Raw genomic sequence first — 20,605 nt, 5'->3', positions numbered from 1 at the left:
TTAATAAGATTCGGGGAATGTAAAGTTTTCTTTGGCTACTTCAAATTTACAAAAGAAACGGTTGTTTTTCTTTTTAGGAATAAATTCTTTAATTAATTGAATTTTTTTATTAATTATATCAAAATCAAATTCTGCAGAATTTATTGCTCCATCTTGCTTAACAACATTAATAGTATATATGCCGCTTAATACATCAAGTAATATTTCTTTTCTTGCTGGAGAAACTTCTGGCACTTTATCCATTCTCGCAACCAATCCTGTTATAACAATATATAGAACATTTTTTTCCTGAACTAATTCAGCAGAAACTTCATAGAAAAAATTTGTAAACTCAATACTTGTTTCTATTAAAAATGCTGTAAACTGTTTTTTAAGTTTAGGATCGTATTTAAAATAAGCTCTACAATAAAATTCGAGTTTATCTGGCTTCTTCAATGGAATCGAAGCAATAATAGTAGCAGGTTTCTTTTTCCTTGTTTTTGGGATCTTCGGGATATTTTTTAATTTTCTTAAAGACAATTACTTCACCTTTATGTATGATATTAATTTATTGATATCATCCGCAGGAACATTTATCTGTTGACCATTAGACATATCTTTAAGTACAAGAAGATTATTCTTAAATTCTTCTCCACCTACAATTAAAGTAAATCTTGAATTTAATTTATTTGCTTCTCTCATTTGAGCTTTCAGGCTTCTATCAAGATAATCTAATTCTACAGAAACATTTAGTTCTCTTAGTCTATAAGCAAGATTGAAAGCAAAATCGTTTAAATCTTTTTCAAGAGTTACAATAAATAGATCAATTTTTTCTTCTTCTATATTTAATGTTTTTTCATTTTCACATGCAAGAAGAATTCTTTCGATACCAGCAGCAAATCCCACACCAGGTAAATCAGGTCCTTCAAGTTCTTTAGACAATCCATTATATCTTCCACCACCGCAAAGTGCACTCTGAGCACCAACACTTGCACTTGTAATTTCAAAAGTAGTATGAGTATAATAATCCAATCCACGTACTAATTTAGCATCTATTTCAAAAGGGACTTGAGCCTTAAGTAAAGCTTTTTTAACATTCTCAAAATGCTCAAGACTTTCATCATCAAGATATTCAATAAGTAATGGAGCATTTGCCATTATTTTTTGATCCTGTTCTTCTTTACTATCAAAAATTCTAAGAATATTTGATTCAAATCTTTTCTTACTTTCATTAGACAAATTATTAAAATGTTTATTTAAATAATCTCGTAATATTTTCTTATAATTTTCTCTTGATTGCGGAATACCGAGTGAATTTATTTTAACAGTAAGATTTCGCAAACCAAGCTTTTTCAAAATGCTATAGGCAATAATAATCATTTCTGCATCAAGGTATGGACTATTACTACCAATAGCTTCTGCACCAAATTGATGAAATTGACGCAACCTTCCAGCCTGTGGTCTTTCCTGTCGAAACATTGGTGAAATATAAAAAAACTTATTCAAGCTTTGCTTTTTGTAAAGTGAATGTTCGATTAATGCTCGAACAACAGATGCTGTCATTTCTGGTTTAAGAGTTATACTTGTTCCACTTCTATCAAGGAATGTATACATTTCTTTACTAACTATATCAGTCGATTCACCAATACCTCTTGCAAAAAGTTTTGTCTCTTCAAATATTGGTGTTCGAATTTCTCTGTAATTATAATTACGAAAAGTATCAATTACAATTTTTTCTAATTCTCTCCATCTATAAATTTCTTCTGGAAGGATATCTTTCGTTCCAGTGATTGCTTTTATCATTAAGCAGGGTTCCTAAAGATTAGTTTATTTCGAAATATTGTTTTTCTTCGTTTTCAAATAATTCATAAATCTCATCAGCAGTTTTAGCTTTAGCAAGACTTTCCCTAAATTCATCTCGATTCATCATACGTGAAATGCGACTTAAAAGTTTAATGTGTGGGCCCACCAAATTTTCTTTACCTACCAATAAAAATATTAAATTTACTGGTTGTCCATCAAGAGCTTGAAAGTCAACGGGTTCATCAAGTTTACCAAATGCAGCAACAATATCATTCACACTATTAGATTTAGAGTGAGGTATTGCAAAACCTTTTCCAACACCTGTAGACATAATTTTTTCTCTCTCATGTACCGATTGACGCATTCCTTCAAGATCTTTTACACGCTCATCATCTTTAAATAAATCTACAAGCTCATTTATTAAATCATATTTGTTTCTTCCCTTCATCGAAGGAATAATTTTATCTTTTTTTAGAATATCACAAATTTTCATAAGTCTACCAGATTTTTGAATTTACAAATGCAAATTTAAGAAAGGCTATCCCCTTAAGCAATTAAATTAAAATTGTAATTTTCTTGCAGACTGCATTAACAAACTGTAATTTTTCTTACAAAAAAAATGTTAATGGAGCCTTTATGGATATTCAAAACAAAACTGTTTTAGTATTAGGGGGATGGGGATTAGTTGGCAATGCTGTTATAAGAAAACTTATCCCAGAAAAACCAAAAAAAATAATTGTTACTTCTCTTAAAAAAGAAGAAGCCGAAGAGGAAGTTGAAAAGTTGAAAAAAGATTTTCCTCAACTTCCAGATGATTATTTCATTCCATGGTGGGGCAATATTTTTATACGTTATGACTACAAGGATATGAATCGTAATGAATTATTAGATAATCCTGTTACAAGAAAAATTATTATGCAAGATATTATGGAAGAATTAAATGATGAGATATTGCAAAGTTCATCAATCTATCATCTATTAATGGAATTTAAACCAGAAATAATTATTGATTGTGTTAACTCTGCCACTGCAATTGCTTATCAAGATGTATATTCAAGATATTATAGAATTAAAAAGTTACTGGAGAAAAAACCATCTGCTGAAATATTAGCAGAAGAGACAGAAAAAATTTTTTGTACAGAGTATGTACCTCAACTAATTCGTCATGTTCAGATACTCTATAATTCAATGAATAAAGCTGGTACTAAAATTTACGTTAAAATTGGAACCAGTGGTACTGGAGGAATGGGATTAAATATTCCATACACACACAGCGAGGAAAAACCTTCAAGAGTATTATTAAGTAAATCTGCTGTTGCAGGTGCACATACTCTATTACTATTTTTAATGGGAAGAACTCCCGAGGGACCAATCACAAAAGAAATAAAACCAACTGCTGCAATAGCATGGAAAAAAATAGAATATGGAGAAATTAAAAAAGGTGGAAAACCAATTGAATTATTAAACATATCAATAGAAGACGCTATTCCATTAAATGGAAAATTAAAATTAGATCTGGATAAAAAATTTAAATCTACGGGTGAACATTTAAAATCTGTTTTTATTGATACTGGTGAAAATGGTACTTTTTCTCTTGGAGAATTTGAATCCATTACAACTCAAGGTCAAATGGAATATGTAACACCAGAAGAAATTGCTGATGATGTCATCTATGAAATAAAAGGTGGCAACACAGGCCACGATATTATCAATGCTCTCGATAATGCAACATTAGAACCTACATATCGTGCTGGATTTTTACAACATTCAGCAATTGAAAAATTAAAAGAACTTGAGAAAATACATAATGTAAATAGTGTTGCATTTGAGTTATTAGGACCTCCAAGACTGTCAAAACTTTTACACGAAATCAATTTGCTTAAAATTATTTGTGGTACAATGAAGCAAATATTAAATGAGACACCAGAAAGTTTATCTCAAAAAGCATTTGAATACATAAAGAAAGATTCAAAACTTCGCAATGAAATAATATCAATTGGAATTCCAATTCTTTTACCAGATGGTCACTCACTTCTTAGAGGTAATGAAATTAAAATTCCACCATATCGGGGTGAAAATGAACTTGAAATTACACAAGATAAAATTGATTTATGGGCACACGATGGATGGGTAGACTTACGACCTCAAAGCATGAAAATATGGCAATCAAGAATAAAAACTATTATTGAAGAAACAGAACAAATACCTCCAGATGATACAAGTTCGATGTTTGTAAGAACAAAAAAATACTGGAATAATTTTGAAACAATTGATATTGGCAAAGTAGTTGGCTGGATCTTCAGTAAAGAAGAAAAAGGCGAAAGAATGAAAGCATAAAAAAGGGGCTTTAATTGCCCCTTTTAGTTTTAAATACATAATTCACAAAAAAATTTTCATACATCTTACTGACTAAGTTTTATTCAAGAAAAATTTTTGATGTAATTCTAAATGAATATTAAAAATTCTTCTGTTTCCAGACTTAACCAAAATTTTTCTGTTGAATAATTTCATTATACTTATCCAGAACAAAATTAATTCTCCATTACTTAGAGAATTAGATATGATTTTTTGTAATCCTGGGTAATTGCATAATTTAATTAATTTCTGTCTGGCATAAGAATCTTATTTACATTAAGTAAAGCTACTTACAGATATGTCACTTTTATATTATTAACTGTTTTAAGTATGTAATATTATTCTTCTAAGAAATTAAACTATTTCCAAACTCACTTTAATAAGTCTGCATTTGTTAGTTTTGATGTTTATGCATACATCCTATTTCTGGTCTATCAATAAGTTTACCATTAAGGTAAAGTTCTAATGCTTTATTGACTTCCATTTCTTCTGTAATAAAAACTTCAATGCCAAATTCTTTTAGATCATTATATATTCTCATTCCCATACCACGTGAAATAACCGTTTTACAATCTTTAAGTGCATTTAGAATTGGGGCATGTCTATCTATTTCATGACCTGCCCCTTCCAATCCTCTTGCGTGACCTGTAAAGTTGTTAGTACGGTATTCCTGCTTCCTTATCTCTTTATCTTCAACATCAAATATTATAAATCCTCTTGTTCTGCCCAGATGGGACGATATGGTATTACCATCATCAGATGCAATTGCAATCTTCATATTTTACCTCTGTTGTTTATTCATTTTCTTTAATCTGTTTTTCTAATATCTCTATTTGTTTTTCCAGTTGTTCTTTTTCTTGTTTCAGTGCTTCAAGTTGAACTTTCGGATCTTCTTTTGTATGTCCCCAGGATAATCTCTGTCTGTATAGTTCTTTTGCATGAACAATTCTACCACTTGAATCCTGATAGAATGCATGAGGTCCTTTTCCACATCTGCAGGGACCTATGTATGAATAGCCTTGAGGAGTAATTATTCCTTTTTCCCAATGATGCCAGCCTTTTCCATAACCATACATATTAATCACCTCCTTTTTTGTTAATAAATTTATTTATAAGAATCTTTTATTATCATTAAATAAACTTAATCTCATAATATTATTTTTGTTAATATGATTTTTATCCTCATAATTTGAAGTGATATAAAATCCATCTAATTTAATCATTTACTATAATTAACTTATGAAAAGTGTTTGACATAATTTTTTAAATTAATGATTAATTATTAATTGATATAATAATTCAGATATTTTTCCCACCAGGGGATAGACATATCATCATTATTTTATCACATTATTTACTATTTATTTTTAATACTTTTTTATTTAATAATGCATCAACAATTTTAAATCTTCCTGATTCTAACAATCGCTGAACAGTTCCTCTTGAAATTTTCATTTTTTCTGAGGCTTCGATTTGACTAAGTTTTTCATAATCACATAGTCTTACTGCTTCAAATTCATCAATAAATATTTCTACTATTTGCAATTCTTTTAAAGGGATTGCGATTGGTTTATAAATTCTTTCAGAATCTAAAAATCTACAGCATCTATTTTTTTTGCATCTGGGCATTTATAAATATTTATTTGTGCATATGCACAAAATATTAATTAATAATTTTCTTGTCAATACTTTAAATGAGTTGTAAAATATTTTGATTTTCTTCTATGTTAATAAATATATAGGGATTAAATTATTATGAAGGAAGTGAGTGGATAGCAATTTCTTTTTCACTTTTATATAGCTTTAAAGTTTAAATTCTGAAATACGTTACATATTTAGGTTCGAGCATTTTAATTCTGATAACAAATAATATTTTGTTTTCGGTTTGCAATTTAAAATCAGGAAAAGTCAGTAAATATTTCCAAAAAATTTCTATTTAATAAACCAAAGAACTCCCGATAACCATATATAAATAAGAACTTAAATAAAAAGAAACTATGATAAAATTCATAATTTTTCTATAATTATAATAATTTTCATCTCTCCACCATAAAAGAGTAATTATAAATATTGTGCTACCTACTTCTTCAGAGTAAACTTTTCCACTTCATAACTTAATTTACTTATGACCATACAAAACAAATTAGATGTAAATTACTACACAAATATCAATTGTTGTTTAATACTAATTTACATATAAACACTACTTAGTATCATAAACTAAAGAATACTTAATCCATTAATTATATCACAAAATTCGAATTGATTCATTCAGATAGGATAAACCATTGTTCACACAACTACCGTAATAATACCATCTTTTTTGTTTGCTGGTATTCTCCTGTCTTTAATTGATAAAAATAAATTCCACTGGGCAAATTTTTTGTATCAATTATAAAATAAATTTCTTTTCTAATTAAAATAAACTTACGCTAAATTTAGCATATACAATTTATATTGAGTTCTGATTTTTGATTTCTTCTTTTTTTGATAATAAACATTACTTATCAAATATTATTTCCCTGAATACCTCGAATGAGAGAAGCCAATCTAACTCATAAATTTTCGTATTTGAGTTAGTGTTGAAATCATCAAGAATGTTTTCAATTTTTTTGTAATTATAAAAACCAGATTCTTTTGCATTTTTTGATTGAAAAGTATCATTTATGAATTCTTTAAGGTAATTCAAAAACATAACACTGGTATTATCGTGGTATTGATTAATGTTTAGCTTTTTACATAATGAATTCCATAGTCTTGATTGTAATGTTGTCAACGTAAAAGGATAATATGTAGAACCTTTGACTAACCAAAATTTCGATAATTGATTGAAGTTCTTATGGATCAATTCTCTAAAAAGCTTTCCATTTTTTCTAAGTTTGATTGGTGTTATGAATAAATAATTTAATAATGGAAGCTGAATGAATGGCATATAGGATTTAATTATGGAATCCAATCTTGTCTGTTCGTGTCCACAATAATTCAGGAATTTCGTTTTTAAAGCAAAAAGATCAAGCCAATTTTCTATACCTAATTTTTCAATATTCGGAAGTACCTCAATGATATTTTCAAGTTGTTCTTTGCATCCTTTATACATTGAATTATTAATTTCATCAGTAAAAATATCTGCACGATGTAATTTCAAATGCTTCAAAATATTTTCATAATCTCTTCTTAAAAGCGATGATTTTCCTTTCAAATACAATCTGTTAAAAAATTCTCTTCGCCATAGTTCACCATATCCTCCATCAATGATTGTTCTATTTCCCCAATTTCTTAAAAGCTGATAGTTATTTAATTGAAGGATTGATGATGCAGAATTATTTACTATAGTTTGACCACAGTACTCAGTTAATTCATTTATGCAATCATTTACCGAAGGAATTCCTCTATCAATTTTATGATGAGTAATATTTAGTTGTCTTGTAATTTTATCGGAAATTATCGAGTCTGGATGATTAATGTTTCCAAATGTATGTGTATCCCATAAGTTATTTCTTCCATCTTTAAGCAAAAATGATAAAAGAACTCTTGAATCCAGTCCACCAGATAAACTCAAAGACAGATTATTGTTATTATTAAAAGGAGCTCCGATAATTCCATTTAATCTTTCAGAAAATTCTTTGACAGAAATATACGAATGCTCTTTTGGGTAAATAGGTACAAATTCATTTTTACTCTGTTTCCATTCCAGTTTTTTGATGTCAATATTGAGTGATGAACCACCCACAATTCTTAAAGTATTAGTGAGTACACTCTCGGGAGAAATTTGGGTGAACAACAACCAGCGGCTTCCAAATACTTTAAAATCAATTGTAGTATCAATAAACTTTGCCAGCCAATCTATTCGTGTTGAAAAAAATATTTTATTATGGAATCTTGAAATGTAGATGTCTCTTAAACCTAACATATCTGTATAGATATTCAGGTTGTTTTCGTCCCAGCGTAGAATTACATAATGACCATAAATATCTTTGGTATTAAAAGAATCTTTTTCAAGAATAGATTTCCAATCAGCTTTATCGAGGAGTTTATATCCGGAGTTATATTCAATAATACCAACACCAACAACTGCCCAACCTTTTTTTGTTCTAATATCATTGTCAAAAAAACATGTATGTAAATTACCGCCAACATAAACTGAAATTGGCAGTTCATTTGTTGAATAGATAATATTATTCTTAGTCAATTCATTAAGTTTCTTTAAGCAATCATTAGCATTTATCGATCCAAATATCCAGCTCATTTAAGACTCCTATTTTTATAAGTAATAATAAAATGAGATCAAAACAATTCAAGAAAGGAAGTGTAACTATTAATTAACTTTATCGTAAATATCATTCTCTATAATAATATCATTTTAAGGTGTACAAGTCTATCGGTTTTTTATTTTTTTTTTGTATTCCATAATTATATTTCTGAGCATAGCATTGTCCTAAATTTTGCTGTTAATTAATAATAATTTTAGAATTTAAGACCCCTCAGAAGAAATTTATAACACATTGTTGAATCCGAAAATAACTTATATTTTTATAATCTCTATGTCAATAATTTTTTTATTAATAAAACTTTTTAGCGAGCTTATTTTTATATCAGAAAAGAGTTATAACAAGAACCAATCCATTAAAAACGGATAGTAAATTTCAGTTATTTATTTACTACTTATTAATTAAAAATAAAGATGAGAACTATACCAAAATGAAAATTCCGCCCTAAAGATTGATAGAAAAAGGAGATCGTAATCAACCAATAGCATCTTTTGTTTAATTAGAAAAATTATTTACCAACTTCCATTGTCTTAATTAACTTTGAACTTAATCATAAATTCCCAGTTACAAATATTGTATTATATCCACGCATCATTCTGTTCCAGATACATTTATGCTTTTTCTGGAGATACTTACACTTATATGAAAACCTTGTTTTGTATTGCTAATTTCTAACCAAGAATAAATAAAAGTTTAGATTATTTGGTGTGCATGTCCCAACTGAAACTATTGTTGATACAATTTAAATTTCATTAATTGCGACCTGTGAACAACATAATCTTATAGGTAAGAAAAATAATACGAAAAAAGCTATCTGTTTTTCATTTCACTCCCATGTTAAGTTATTTATCATTACCTAAGGTTAATTTATATTTATGCCGCCATAATTCTTTAAAAAGTTTAGATTCCCGTAGAAACCCATTCCAATTCCGATTTCATTTTCTACTCTGAATAATAATTGTATATCGGTTTCTAATCCTATTGTATGATATTTCTCATTTTCGTTTTGCGAAACACGTTTTTTCTCCTAATGTATAAGAGGACCCTCCAAAAACAGAAGCCTACAACCATTCTGAATGTAGCCTTTTGCCAATTGAAATATCAATAAAGAATTAAATAAATATTCATCCTCTCCTACGCTCGGATTTTAATAGAAGCCTCCTCTAACAAAATATCCAACTTTATAAAAGTTGTTGACTAAGGAAAAATTATAATTGAAATTCAGACTAATATCTTTGTTAATCCAACCTCCAATAGTCATCTATTTATATATAGTTTCTTCCATTTGAGCATATAATTAGTAAGAATAACGCTCCAGTTCAGTGACAAGTCATACAACGAATAGCTCACCACAAACAATTGTGGTGACAAATGCTTCATCATTCTAACTCATATATAAACCACCATTAACATTAATTGTCTGACCAGTAATGTAGCCGTTACAAACTAACATTGTTACAACATTAGCGACTTCTTTAGGTGTTCCCAGACGACCAACAGGAATTCGGTCGGGCTTAGCCTGCGGGTTATCAGCAATCATTTCTGTTTCGATTAGCAGGTGCTATGGCATTTACAGTTATACCTTCACTGGCTAACTGTGAAGCATAAGAATGCGTCAATCCCCAAATCCCTGCCTTAGATGCTGCATAGTGTGGACAAACTATGCCACCCAACTGAATTGCTACAGACGTCATATTGATAATTCGCCCCCATTTCTGTAAACGCATATACGGAAGTACAGCTTGAGTAACCAAAAACACAGATTTGAGATTAACAGCAATAATTTTATCCCAATCATCTTCGGTGATAGTTTCTATAGATCTAGGATTTGACATCCCGGCATTGTTAACAAGTATACTTACCCCTCCTAGAGATACTCCTATTGACTCAATCAGTCGGTATACGTCTGCAGCAATAGAGACATCTGCTTGCACAATAATACAACGATGCTCGCTCTTCTCCAATTCCGATTAAACCTGCAAAGCTTCGATCTCCCGAACACGATAACTAAGATCTATATCAGCTCCGGCTTCTGCTAATGCCAAAGCGTTAGTTCTCCCAATTCCACGATTGCCTCCCGTAATAAGTGCAACCCTACCGGCAAGATTTCCTGCATTCTCAAACATTTTTGTACTACCTCCATTAATAAATGCCGCTTAACACTAAAATAAACGACGAACAACAAACTTCACACTTCTGTATTAAGCGGCTATATTAGACACTAATAGTAAAATTACTTCGGTGGTTCAGGAAATAAAACGTATGGACCTTTAGGCTTCTGACCAGGTGGAACGAAAACCGGTGCAAGTTCACCTGCAGCTCCTAAGTATTTAATGAATCTATAGATAGCACGAAGGTCTTGTGTGGTCATTTCGTGAAGAGCAAACCAAGGCATTGGCGGTCGATATTGTGCAGTTTTTGCTACCTTAACCCATTGGTCTTCAGAAAGATTTTGCATATATAACCTCAGATTGCTCGGATAGGTTGTTCCCCAGGGACCACGCCACCCGAGTTGATCGCCTATCAACCATTGTTTCTCTGGAATCTTACCACTTGCCTGGATGTAACCGGGTGTATGACAATCATTACAACCAGTTATTTTTACAAGATACCTTCCACGCTCAACAGATTTCGAATTGAATGTCTTTGGTGCTTGTGCAAAATTATGTTGAGTTATCACAGTTGAAAGTAAGGCAATGCCTATAATAAAATTACGTAGTACAAACATAGTTATTTCCTTTCTATTATAGTTAATGGTTAGGTTTAGCCACGTTGCAGAACGCATTTGAACGACGTCGACTGTAACCCGTGGTAATGCAAAAGTAAGTGAGAAAATGAATCATCTATCGTTACAATATTTATTTAGGAATGATATTTTACAAGCTGTTGCAGGATATCATTCTGATTTGTTGATTTATTGTCCACGTATGCAATATTGAAAATAATAACAGTATAAAATCATTTAATTCGTTTTCCTTTCTTATATAGACTATTAAATCTTAATCCTCAACTTAGAACATGTAGATAAAACATTTCTATTAAACTATGTGGATGTTTATATTAATATATAATTATACATCAAATATAAGCTTCTTTAGCTATTATGTTTTGGTTTCTTATTCTTTATTCATTACGAATTATGAAAAGTAATTGTAGTTTGTCTTTTTATATCCATAATTCCCTCAATAATTTTAGAGCCTAAGACCCCTCAGAAGAAATTTATACCACATGGTATATCCTATAGTAACTTATATTTTTATAATCTCTTTGTCAATAATTATTTTTATCAATAAAACTTTTTTAATAAGCATATTTCAATTATAAATATGGTGTTATATTAAAGATCAACTCACCAATTAGGAGAGAGGTAAACATATTTTTCTGTTTTTTTAAAGTAACTATAAATGATTAAAAACATTTTTAATTTTTCAGCAATGACGTACATTAAGAAAGTTTTTGTACTAAATCTTTACCTCTATAGCCAATCTGTGTTCTTATTAATGTCTACACAACGAAAAAACTTTACTTTTAAAACAAGAAAGGAATTTTCATTTTTCTGCTTATCAATTTCTTCAACCATTTTATGAATAAAAGAATTTGCCAAACTATAACAAGTAAAGATAAAGTAAAACAACTTAGATAAAACTAGTCTTTGTTATTATTGTTTATTTCATTCAAATCAACAATTTAGCCATGTAATATTCATCAACATAAAAACCATTTATAAAAAGAGAATGTTTTTTCATCCCTTCAATTACAAATCCCATTTTCTTATATAGTGCAAATGCTTTTTCATTATGAACCATAACAGTTAGTTCCAGTCGATAAATTTTATTTTGTATAGCCCATTTTTCTAATTCTTTTAATAACATAGTTCCAATACCCTGTCCCGTAAAGGATTGAAGAATACCCATCACAATATAAACACAATGTTTATTTCTTTTGTATTTTCCACCATCTGCACTAACATATCCAACCAATTGATTATTATGTTCTGCAACAAGTATTGTTTGATTATCTCTTAATTTCAAGTTTTCTATTTGAGTGATTATCTCATCAACAGTAGCTATTCTTTCATCTGGCTCAAGGAGCATGAATTGAGTTTCTTCATCCAGTTTATGACAGAGATTCAAAAATGCTTCGGCATCACTTGTTTGAATTTCTCTAATAACCATATTAAGTTCCTTTTAGTACTATTAATAATATTGATAAAAATAATGTTGACATCCAAAGTTTAAGCACTGATTGAGTATTTCAATTTAGCACTTCCTTAGAAAAAAACATTTCTTTATCATATTTCAAAATTATAATTGCTACAAGTAGCAGTAATCCTGTTTGAATAACTTTACTATCTGGATGTGTTGCAAATATTTCATTGGAAATATTTGCATTTAAATGAAAAATAATAGCAGTAAAAATATTACGCTTTGTTTTATAATAAAGCCAATTCATTAAGATTACAAAAACAAATAAACTGAAAATAAAATTTAGAGAATACACCAATCCCTCTGCAACAACATTGCTATGATAATATCCCTTGATAAATGACAAAGGCAAATGCCATATTACCCAGTAAAATGAAAATATAAGTGAAGTTGTAAATAAATTATATTTTCGTCGTAATGTATCTGTACCATAACTATGCCAGGCTAATTCTTCAACTATTGGTGCAAAAATAAGTATAAACCATGGAGAATATACAAGAGAGGTAAATGTTGGTTTGCCAGAAATGTAAAACTGAGAAAGGCTATGCCCAAATATGACCGAAATCAATTGAGCAATGACAATTGAAAAAGGTATTAATAAAAATGTTATTACAAGATAGAATGCATTGAATCTTTGTATATTAAAAATCCTGTTTTTCAAGTCCTTCATAAGATCTTTATCAATGAGAAATAAATAGCTTGCTACGAGAGCAGGTGCAATTAATCCCAGAATACCCAATACAGACATTAAAAAGTTAATTGACGAATCATAACTTTCAAGATGACTAAAGTATGCAACTATGAACCAAAGTATCCATGGAATTATCAATGATAATCCATAAAAGAAAAATGTTTTGTTATATCTTTCCAGCATTTATACTTTCCTCTATGATGACAAATTAAATACGGCACATACAACAATTGGTTATATTGAATGTGAGTGACTCTCATTGGTTATATCATTCATCTTTAAAGACTTATCCAATAAACACATACAATTTTATCATTCGAATTTTCTACTTCTAATGAATAATCCTTTAATTCAGAAAGAGTAAATTCTTTCTCTAATATTCCACCACACTTTTCAATTGTTTTTCTCGATACAATATTGTCTTTATAACAAGCAAGCATAACTCTATTTAAACCAATTTCTTTACAGTAAATCAAAGCTTTCATCAATATTTTAATTGCATATCCCTTTCTCCTTTCTGTAGGTCGAATTCCAAATCCAATATGTCCACCATAAGATTTTAAAAAATCATTTAATTCGTGACGAATATCGACAAAACCAATTAATCTTTTATCTGTTTTTCTTATCACCAGGAAAGTTGAAGAAACAACCCAATTTTTATTAACGGTTTCCTTTTTTGAGTTATCAGCAATCTGTTTTAGCCAAACATCGAAATCTAACTTTTCAACAAGAGCTCCTCCGTGAATTTCAAATTCATTATTATCCTGATGTTCTTTTATGAAATCAATAATAATTTCTTTGTGCTTTCTTTCTGGTTTTACCAGTTCGATATCATCAATATCATTCCACATAGTTTATTTATTAAATTTTATAAATGTTTACCAATTACAGTTAGTAGCATTTACTATTTCAATAACATATTATTGTAATAAATAGTCGAAAAAAGTATTTAAGAAAATTCCAGTCATTCATCTTTTTATTCCAAATATATTACTTTCAATAAAAGCCAGTCATTTGGATCAACAGTAATCTTGATAGGTTTTTCTTTCGATTCAAAAGTAAATATTGTCTGTTCCTCAGTAACATTCACTCTTTTTATATCTATTCCCTTCTTGGTTTCAATCCCAATTTCTATTGGTAAATGGTAAAGGTTTTCGATTTGTGTGAGAGTACATTTAATTAGATACGAATCATTATTTTTTTGAACTTCCGATTTAAAAGTTATTACTGGAACACCTTTTCTTTCGAGCCATTCCTGTTTCCACCATTGAAGCGATTGTCCACTTCCTTCTTCCAGAACAGCAATGAACTCTTCCATACTAAATGTTCGAAATCGAAATTTATTGAAAATCAATTTCATTGTTTCTCTAAATTTTTCATCACCTATTTTATAACGGATAAGATGCATGAGCCAGGGATATTTTCCGTGAATAATTTTTTGTGGTGTATTTCCTGTAAAGTCATAGTATAATACATCTTGGTGTGGAGACATTGTCAGATATTCATTCCGAAAATTCTGAAAAATTTCTGGTATTGGTTTTTGATATTTTTCATCATAAAGAAATTCTGCGTAGTCTCCAAAACCTTCTGTCCATTGAAAACTACCAGCTCCCTCACCACGTATTGTATAGAACCACCACAGCAGTGCAGTTTCGTGTGCATCAAATCCAGTTGTTGCGAACTCTTTTTCCAGATAGTTTGAACTATATCCAACAAAGCCAGGGAAAGCCAGTCTTGCATAAATTCCTTCAAGATTAATAAAACTAAACTGATCAAATGGATAAGCACAATAAGTTTCTGAATAGAATTTCAATACTTCACTACTTGTTTTAAAAATCTGTTCTGAAAATTTTTGACTTTCTGGATAAAGGAGCGTTTGCATTTGTATTCCATTGATTTTTCTTTTTGTTACAATCCACCTTGAATCTGCAAACACTGAGAAGCACACAGCAGGATTAGTCGTTAAGAACGTATGCTCAATCATTTTATTATGCTTTTTAGTACGTATCAATTTTCCAGGAGCAATTACATGAAAATTATCAGGAAGTAAAATTTTGGTTTTAAATTTTGCCCAGTGATTATAATCGATGGGATAAAATCGATCAGACCATAATAAAAATAAGCTGGAATCTGTGATTACCTGTCTATTCTCACCATCACTTTTTCCGATTATTCCTTCAGTTTCAATAACCATTGTGAAATATTTAGTAGGTTTTTGTAAGACGATAACAACCCATCCATTTCCTCTTTGTATCGAAACTGGTGATGAATTAGATCTAATAGATAACTTTTCATACCGTTCATTAAGTCCAAAATAAAAAGTATCTCGCAGGAATGGATTGTTAATAGTAATTGTTGTAGATATAAAAAGACTTTTAGTTACAAAGTGAGGTTTGATATACAAATCATATTGTTTGATATTGTAAGATTTATCCTGAGCGAAGATATTTGTTGTGATAATTACAATGGTAAAAATGAATAATCCAAAATTCAAATGAAACCCTTTAATAATCTTAGAGAATATTTTATAAGGCACTATAAAATCTCCTTGATAGGTAATAGATTATAATAGTGTTAACATAAAAGAAGTCTTATTTATATCAGCATTTGAGTGGACTTGCAAGACAAATTTTTTATAATGTATAAAATTACATGCCAAGCTTTTACTACTCCAATATTTTTTAATGATAACATTAGACGAGTACTTTATAAAGAAGTTTTATTGGGTAGAATTTGAGTGACTTTTGCACTGGTAATGCAAAATAATTTATGCTGAATATTAAATAATATTTGTTACTAAATTTATGCCCTTCATAAATCAAGTTGAATAACTTATTAACTAAATCCAAATCAATATCTTTAAGAATTTTATACTAATTAAGTGTAGAATCATGTTCTCCAACAATTTAAAAAATCAATTTCATCTTGAAGTGTACCGCATGTTAATTATATTTAATACAAATTGCTTGCTTTGATTCAGGCATTTCATATAATGTTCCCAGCATAAAATAGTTCCGCCGAAGGCGGAATTTGGGTGAGTCCGCCTTTGCCGGACAAACCTTTTATGCTGTGTTATACACACGTGCTGTGCCAACTTTCTTTTTAATGTAGAGTCTAAAATCTTTATAATTCATCCAATAGCTATGCTCCTCCTGCTTCTGCAAAAATTTTGAGAATTTGTGCCGACGGATAAGTTGAAAGAGAAGCAATACCATTGGCAAGTTCAACAGGTAAAAGAGCCCCTTCATATCGGTTGCTCAAAATGGTTGGTAGTGTGGCAAAAATGTTATTTGCACCAATCAAATCAGATAACTTCGGATTCTCAACAAATTCACCCGTTGGAATATTTAATACCATCTTATGATAATTATTGATTTTAATAAAAATCTTGGCTCCATAATTTGTGTCTTTACCATAAGGAGCTCCTGTGCTAGGTCTATGTTGAATTTCTTCCTTTATATATTGATCACCTGGTATGAAGATATATCCCTCGGGGGCATTTCTCCCTATGAGTTCTAAGTGATCGTAAAACTTTCCTGATTTTTCTTGCCCAATTATATGTATTGGATAACCTTGATCCCTTGCAAACGATAAAAATCGTCGTATAGGAGCCACAAGTTTGGAATACTGAGCACGAATAGCGAGCGGGCCATCTTTTACAAAAAGGCATTTAGAAAGAACTTCTCTCTTTCTCTCCCAATAGTATCGAATGCCAGTAAATAGTAATAAAACTTCATGAATGCTCATATAAGCAGTTGCAATAGTATCCGGCGCTGAATCTGGGGCCATTTCCTGATGAAAACCAAGCATATCTGTTAAAAATAAATCTCCATTACATTCAGGGCATTTACCCGTTTCAGCATTATATGGAAGCGTAGCCACGGTTTTTTCACAATAAGGGCATTCAAAAAGTGGTAATTGTTTTTGTTTCCCATCCCACTTTTCAAAGGCAATCCATTTAAGGGTTTCCATTGGTTCACCATCTAAAGATTTGTCCTTAAGGGATTCAAAAATAATCTGTCGTATTGCGTGGTATGTGTTTTGCCCTGGAATAGAAACATGTCTCAGTGGAAAAACTGTTGCATGATATAATGCTGAATCTGCAAGTATATCGCGCAATGCTAGCGGATGTGGAGAGTCCCTGTCTATTTTAGAAAGTGCAAATTGGTCAATTCTCAATAGAGCTGTTTTTACAAATGCAAGCCTTTTATGAGGTGGGGTCTCAGACTCAATTGGCTGCATTGACCCGTCAATACCAAAGACCAAAGGTAGATGTTCCCCACCGGGGGGTAAAGGTTCCCATAAAGAATTACTGGTAGTTGCTGGTGAGTTACTATCCTCAAAATTCTTTACCAATTTATTTACAAGTTCACTTTTAAGAACTTCAAGATGCCCCAGACGACTCGCTCTTTCGCCGGGTAATCGGTCTCCAGCTTTATAAGGCATTTATTTTCCCTCCGGATTTGAATTGGGTAATGTAAACTTCCTTGCTTGAACAGATATAACGAAACGATGGGAGCGTGTAAGCATCCTTATATACCCAACTGTTTTTGCCTGAAGAATATCATCTTTTAGAGTTTCGTATGCGATGTTCACTTTAGCAAGTGTATTAACATCATCTTGAGACGCAAGATGAGCAACAAAAAAATTCTCAGTTTGTGCTAATAAGTCTTTATTGATTGTCGTTGGTGATTGGGTGGAATATACCATTCCAATATGATATTTTGCCCCTTCTTTTGCTAAACGGCTGTAAATTGTGGTGACATCTCCTGAATGAGGGAATAGATTGTGGGCTTCTTCAAAATATAGCTGTATGAAGTGATTACCTAATTGATTGTTAGAAAATTTATCAACTTGATGTCTTAAAACAGCCAGTGATAGCTCATCAGAGAAGTAATTCATCACTTCTGGATTGGCATTCCCCAGATCCAGAATTACCGTTACTCCAGAATCTAAATACTTGATAATTTCATTTATAAAATCACCCGCTCTTCGATCATGATAAATCCGATAAGGTTGAATAAGAGATACTCCGCTTCTACCAGGTTGGGGTTCTAAAAATTCTAACAAGGCAACATCATCAGCATCAAATAGAGGATTCCCTGACCCAGTAGTAAGACTTTGATGATTTAGGTTTGCACGCCTAAAGCGATTTATTATTTCTAATTCTCTAACCAATTCATCTAAAGTACTAGGATGTTGTGGAGTAGGTGTTATGTTCTCAGAGGAATAAGCTGCGCTTCTTAGATTTACATTAAACCCGGGGTTAAACCTGCTGGCTGGATTGCCTGTTGGAGCAACCGAGAAAAGTTGCCGTTCATCAACAGAATATCCGGCTTTTTTGAGAATAGCCCAAAAAATTTGAATCTTTCTAAGTGCTCTTGCTTGGTCGCCACCGGACGGAAGACTCCTGATTTCGTCAAGTGAAGGTAATTCCACGCTAGTAAAACTTCTTACATATCCTGATGCCCTTCCATCCTGTTCAAGTAAACTCCTTATTATTGATTTAGACTTCTCAGGATGTTCATAGAAATTTATCTTTAAAGGATTTGATGGTGTTGCTGACTTTGGTGTTAAGGCATAAACAACACACCGTTCTGGATATGCACTTCTTAATGATTGGCTGTTATCCTGTGGATTATCATTCGCATACTCCCCGTTGATGTCAAATATGAGTTGTCCAACATTTTTTGTATCCTTTGTTGTCTCAATTAAACTTTGTGCAATTAATTTCACTACATTGCTTTTACCAAGTCGTGTTTTGCCAAACATTGCAGTGCGGGTACCCATAAAATCCTTTGTTGAAACATATACTGTAACCTTTGGGTGAGGTTTGTTTTGAAGAGGTAATCTACACTCAGTTAGTCGTAAATCGCCTATGGGAAAACGATTTTCATTGGGTACCATGGAATTAGTTATAAGGTTCAATAAATCATCATCAGGAGCATAAACACGATACTTATGCGCGCTAACAAAATTATTTAAATCTCCTGAAAATTCTACCTCATCCATTCTTTCAGGGTGTGGATAAAACATACCAAGGACTGCGGTTTTAAGTGCTCCCCATTGCAACTCGCTTTGAGTGAAAATATCGAGTTCCGGCATCGATTTTTTTTGCAATTCAAAGTATGTCTGTTGAACTTCTTTTGAGAGAGGAGTAGGTGCTGATTCAAGGACCCGTAACAATGTGAAATGTGGGGGTAAAGTATCATAACTAGACGGCACCATTATAAGTAGTGAATTTCGAGGCACTCCACCCACGGCGATCTTGAAAGGGTCAGAAGTAATAATTGTGACTGTGTCATATCCAATTTCCAGAACATACCCAACAAAACGCATTTTATCGTATTGCTTTGCCTGTTCGTTTGCCTTTTCTTGGTCAAGAAATCTTTGTAAAATTCTGAGAGGATGATTTAACATTGCCGCTTGCTCAAAGAATTCTTTCATAGAAGTACCTCCTCGTAATTACAAATTATAACTTCTCCTGAGTTATTTGTTAAAATTCCAGGTTTTTTCCCGGTACCCCTTGGTATAAGTATGATATGAAAACCATCAAACAGAGCTAAAATATCAGGATGGGCGGAGATGGTCATTGCCCATGTAACACCTCTATTTGATGCTCTTTTCAATGCTTTTCCCAGCCTTTGATAATCGGAATAACTAAATTTTCCATATACATAATGACTGTGAAGCAATTCACGCTCGGCAGGTCGATATGGTGGATCGACAAATATAAAATCTTCTTTTGTGCTTTCTTCGATTATTTCTTCAAAATCACTACATTTTAAAATAGCGCGTTTTAATCTACTAGAAATCTCTTTTAAAGTTTCCTTATTAATTACCCATCGTCTATCCTGTCCTCCATAGCCAACATTAAATTCTCCATTTGAATTGTGTCGCCACATCCCCTTAAAACAAGTCCTGTTTAAATAAAGGGTTCTGGCTGCTCTGAATGCCAAGTCCATTCCATCAACCTTAGTTGCCCTAATCTCGTAGTATGCTTTTTTTGTTTTCGGGAAACTCTTATATATTTCCCAAACTTTCAAGGGATAACGGCGTATTCCACGGTATAAATCAATAAGTTCTGGATTAATATCTGCTAATAAGGCGCGTTTAGGGTTCAATGCAAAAAAAACCGCACCGCTTCCTACAAATGGTTCTATAAATCTCCCTTTTATAAGTTCTCTCGGAGGTAAGTGAGGGATTATGTAATTTAAAACCCTTTGTTTTCCACCGGGATAACGGATAAAACTAACTTTTTTGTATTTCATTAAGCACCTTGATGCTTTCATATGGCACGGCAT

At 31.3% G+C, this 20,605-nt stretch carries 19 protein-coding genes; 1 reads left to right on the top strand and 18 read right to left on the bottom strand.

From position 1 onward, the window contains the following. The 3 genes from VJY38_RS07770 to VJY38_RS07760 are packed head-to-tail and all read right to left on the bottom strand — an operon-like array spanning position 1 to position 2,275. Positions 1 to 519, bottom strand: a complete 519-nt coding sequence (locus VJY38_RS07770) for a hypothetical protein (protein WP_353680121.1) — start codon at positions 517 to 519, stop codon at positions 1 to 3. Beyond that, a complete protein-coding gene (gene hisS / locus VJY38_RS07765; RefSeq protein ID WP_353680120.1) occupies positions 520 to 1,782 on the bottom strand; it encodes a histidine--tRNA ligase in 1,263 nt (420 codons plus the stop codon). Between the two features lie 19 nt (positions 1,783 to 1,801). Beyond that, entirely contained in the window at positions 1,802 to 2,275 is a 474-nt protein-coding gene (locus VJY38_RS07760) for a PTS sugar transporter subunit IIA (RefSeq protein WP_353680119.1), read from the bottom strand. A 143-nt stretch (positions 2,276 to 2,418) separates the two neighbouring features. Here VJY38_RS07760 and VJY38_RS07755 point away from each other — a divergent pair, with 143 nt between their 5' ends. Continuing rightward, positions 2,419 to 4,119 (top strand): short-chain dehydrogenase, encoded by a 1,701-nt coding sequence (locus VJY38_RS07755; RefSeq protein ID WP_353680118.1) that lies wholly within the window; start codon positions 2,419 to 2,421, stop codon positions 4,117 to 4,119. A gap of 412 nt (positions 4,120 to 4,531) precedes the next feature. Here the strand turns inward: VJY38_RS07755 and VJY38_RS07750 are convergent, their stop codons facing one another. From VJY38_RS07750 to VJY38_RS07680, 15 genes are all read right to left on the bottom strand, one after another. Further along, a complete protein-coding gene (locus VJY38_RS07750; RefSeq protein ID WP_353680117.1) occupies positions 4,532 to 4,915 on the bottom strand; it encodes a NifB/NifX family molybdenum-iron cluster-binding protein in 384 nt (127 codons plus the stop codon). A 16-nt stretch (positions 4,916 to 4,931) separates the two neighbouring features. Further along, the gene (locus tag VJY38_RS07745; RefSeq protein WP_353680116.1) at positions 4,932 to 5,213 is read right to left on the bottom strand and encodes a DUF5320 domain-containing protein; all 282 of its coding nucleotides are present in this window, start codon (positions 5,211 to 5,213) and stop codon (positions 4,932 to 4,934) included. 274 nt (positions 5,214 to 5,487) lie between these two features. Beyond that, positions 5,488 to 5,766, bottom strand: a complete 279-nt coding sequence (locus VJY38_RS07740; RefSeq protein WP_353680115.1) for a DUF134 domain-containing protein — start codon at positions 5,764 to 5,766, stop codon at positions 5,488 to 5,490. Between the two features lie 671 nt (positions 5,767 to 6,437). Further along, a complete protein-coding gene (locus VJY38_RS07735; RefSeq protein ID WP_353680622.1) occupies positions 6,438 to 6,530 on the bottom strand; it encodes a T9SS type A sorting domain-containing protein in 93 nt (30 codons plus the stop codon). A 107-nt stretch (positions 6,531 to 6,637) separates the two neighbouring features. After that, on the bottom strand, positions 6,638 to 8,383 hold the full coding sequence (locus VJY38_RS07730; protein ID WP_353680114.1) for an adenine nucleotide alpha hydrolase family protein: 1,746 nt from the start codon (positions 8,381 to 8,383) through the stop codon (positions 6,638 to 6,640). Between the two features lie 1,406 nt (positions 8,384 to 9,789). Beyond that, on the bottom strand, positions 9,790 to 9,945 hold the full coding sequence (locus VJY38_RS07725; RefSeq protein WP_353680113.1) for an SDR family oxidoreductase: 156 nt from the start codon (positions 9,943 to 9,945) through the stop codon (positions 9,790 to 9,792). After that, positions 9,935 to 10,339, bottom strand: a complete 405-nt coding sequence (locus VJY38_RS07720; protein WP_353680621.1) for an SDR family NAD(P)-dependent oxidoreductase — start codon at positions 10,337 to 10,339, stop codon at positions 9,935 to 9,937. The genes VJY38_RS07725 and VJY38_RS07720 overlap by 11 nt, the downstream gene beginning before the upstream one ends. A gap of 299 nt (positions 10,340 to 10,638) precedes the next feature. After that, positions 10,639 to 11,133 carry a c-type cytochrome gene (locus tag VJY38_RS07715; RefSeq protein WP_353680112.1) on the bottom strand — a complete coding sequence of 165 codons (495 nt, stop codon included), beginning with the start codon at positions 11,131 to 11,133 and terminating at the stop codon, positions 10,639 to 10,641. Positions 11,134 to 12,079: 946 nt separating this feature from the next. Next, the gene (locus VJY38_RS07710) at positions 12,080 to 12,580 is read right to left on the bottom strand and encodes a GNAT family N-acetyltransferase (RefSeq protein WP_353680111.1); all 501 of its coding nucleotides are present in this window, start codon (positions 12,578 to 12,580) and stop codon (positions 12,080 to 12,082) included. 79 nt (positions 12,581 to 12,659) lie between these two features. Next, positions 12,660 to 13,481, bottom strand: coding sequence for a CPBP family intramembrane glutamic endopeptidase (locus tag VJY38_RS07705; protein ID WP_434968568.1), 822 nt, complete (start codon positions 13,479 to 13,481; stop codon positions 12,660 to 12,662). A 98-nt stretch (positions 13,482 to 13,579) separates the two neighbouring features. Then, positions 13,580 to 14,152, bottom strand: coding sequence for a GNAT family N-acetyltransferase (locus VJY38_RS07700; RefSeq protein WP_353680109.1), 573 nt, complete (start codon positions 14,150 to 14,152; stop codon positions 13,580 to 13,582). Positions 14,153 to 14,277: 125 nt separating this feature from the next. Further along, on the bottom strand, positions 14,278 to 15,795 hold the full coding sequence (locus tag VJY38_RS07695; protein ID WP_353680108.1) for a M1 family metallopeptidase: 1,518 nt from the start codon (positions 15,793 to 15,795) through the stop codon (positions 14,278 to 14,280). Positions 15,796 to 16,442: 647 nt separating this feature from the next. Then, on the bottom strand, positions 16,443 to 17,747 hold the full coding sequence (locus VJY38_RS07690; protein WP_353680107.1) for a hypothetical protein: 1,305 nt from the start codon (positions 17,745 to 17,747) through the stop codon (positions 16,443 to 16,445). After that, positions 17,748 to 19,748, bottom strand: coding sequence for an ATP-binding protein (locus VJY38_RS07685; protein WP_353680106.1), 2,001 nt, complete (start codon positions 19,746 to 19,748; stop codon positions 17,748 to 17,750). It lies immediately after the preceding gene. Next, entirely contained in the window at positions 19,745 to 20,572 is an 828-nt protein-coding gene (locus tag VJY38_RS07680) for a DNA adenine methylase (protein WP_353680105.1), read from the bottom strand. The genes VJY38_RS07685 and VJY38_RS07680 overlap by 4 nt, the downstream gene beginning before the upstream one ends. Between the last annotated feature and the right edge of the window lie 33 nt (positions 20,573 to 20,605).

The sequence above is a fragment of the Rosettibacter firmus genome (assembly GCF_036860695.1).
Classification (GTDB): domain Bacteria; phylum Bacteroidota; class Ignavibacteria; order Ignavibacteriales; family Melioribacteraceae; genus Rosettibacter; species Rosettibacter firmus.
Note: the sequence above shows the minus strand (reverse complement) of the source record. Positions and strands in the feature narration are given on the sequence as shown.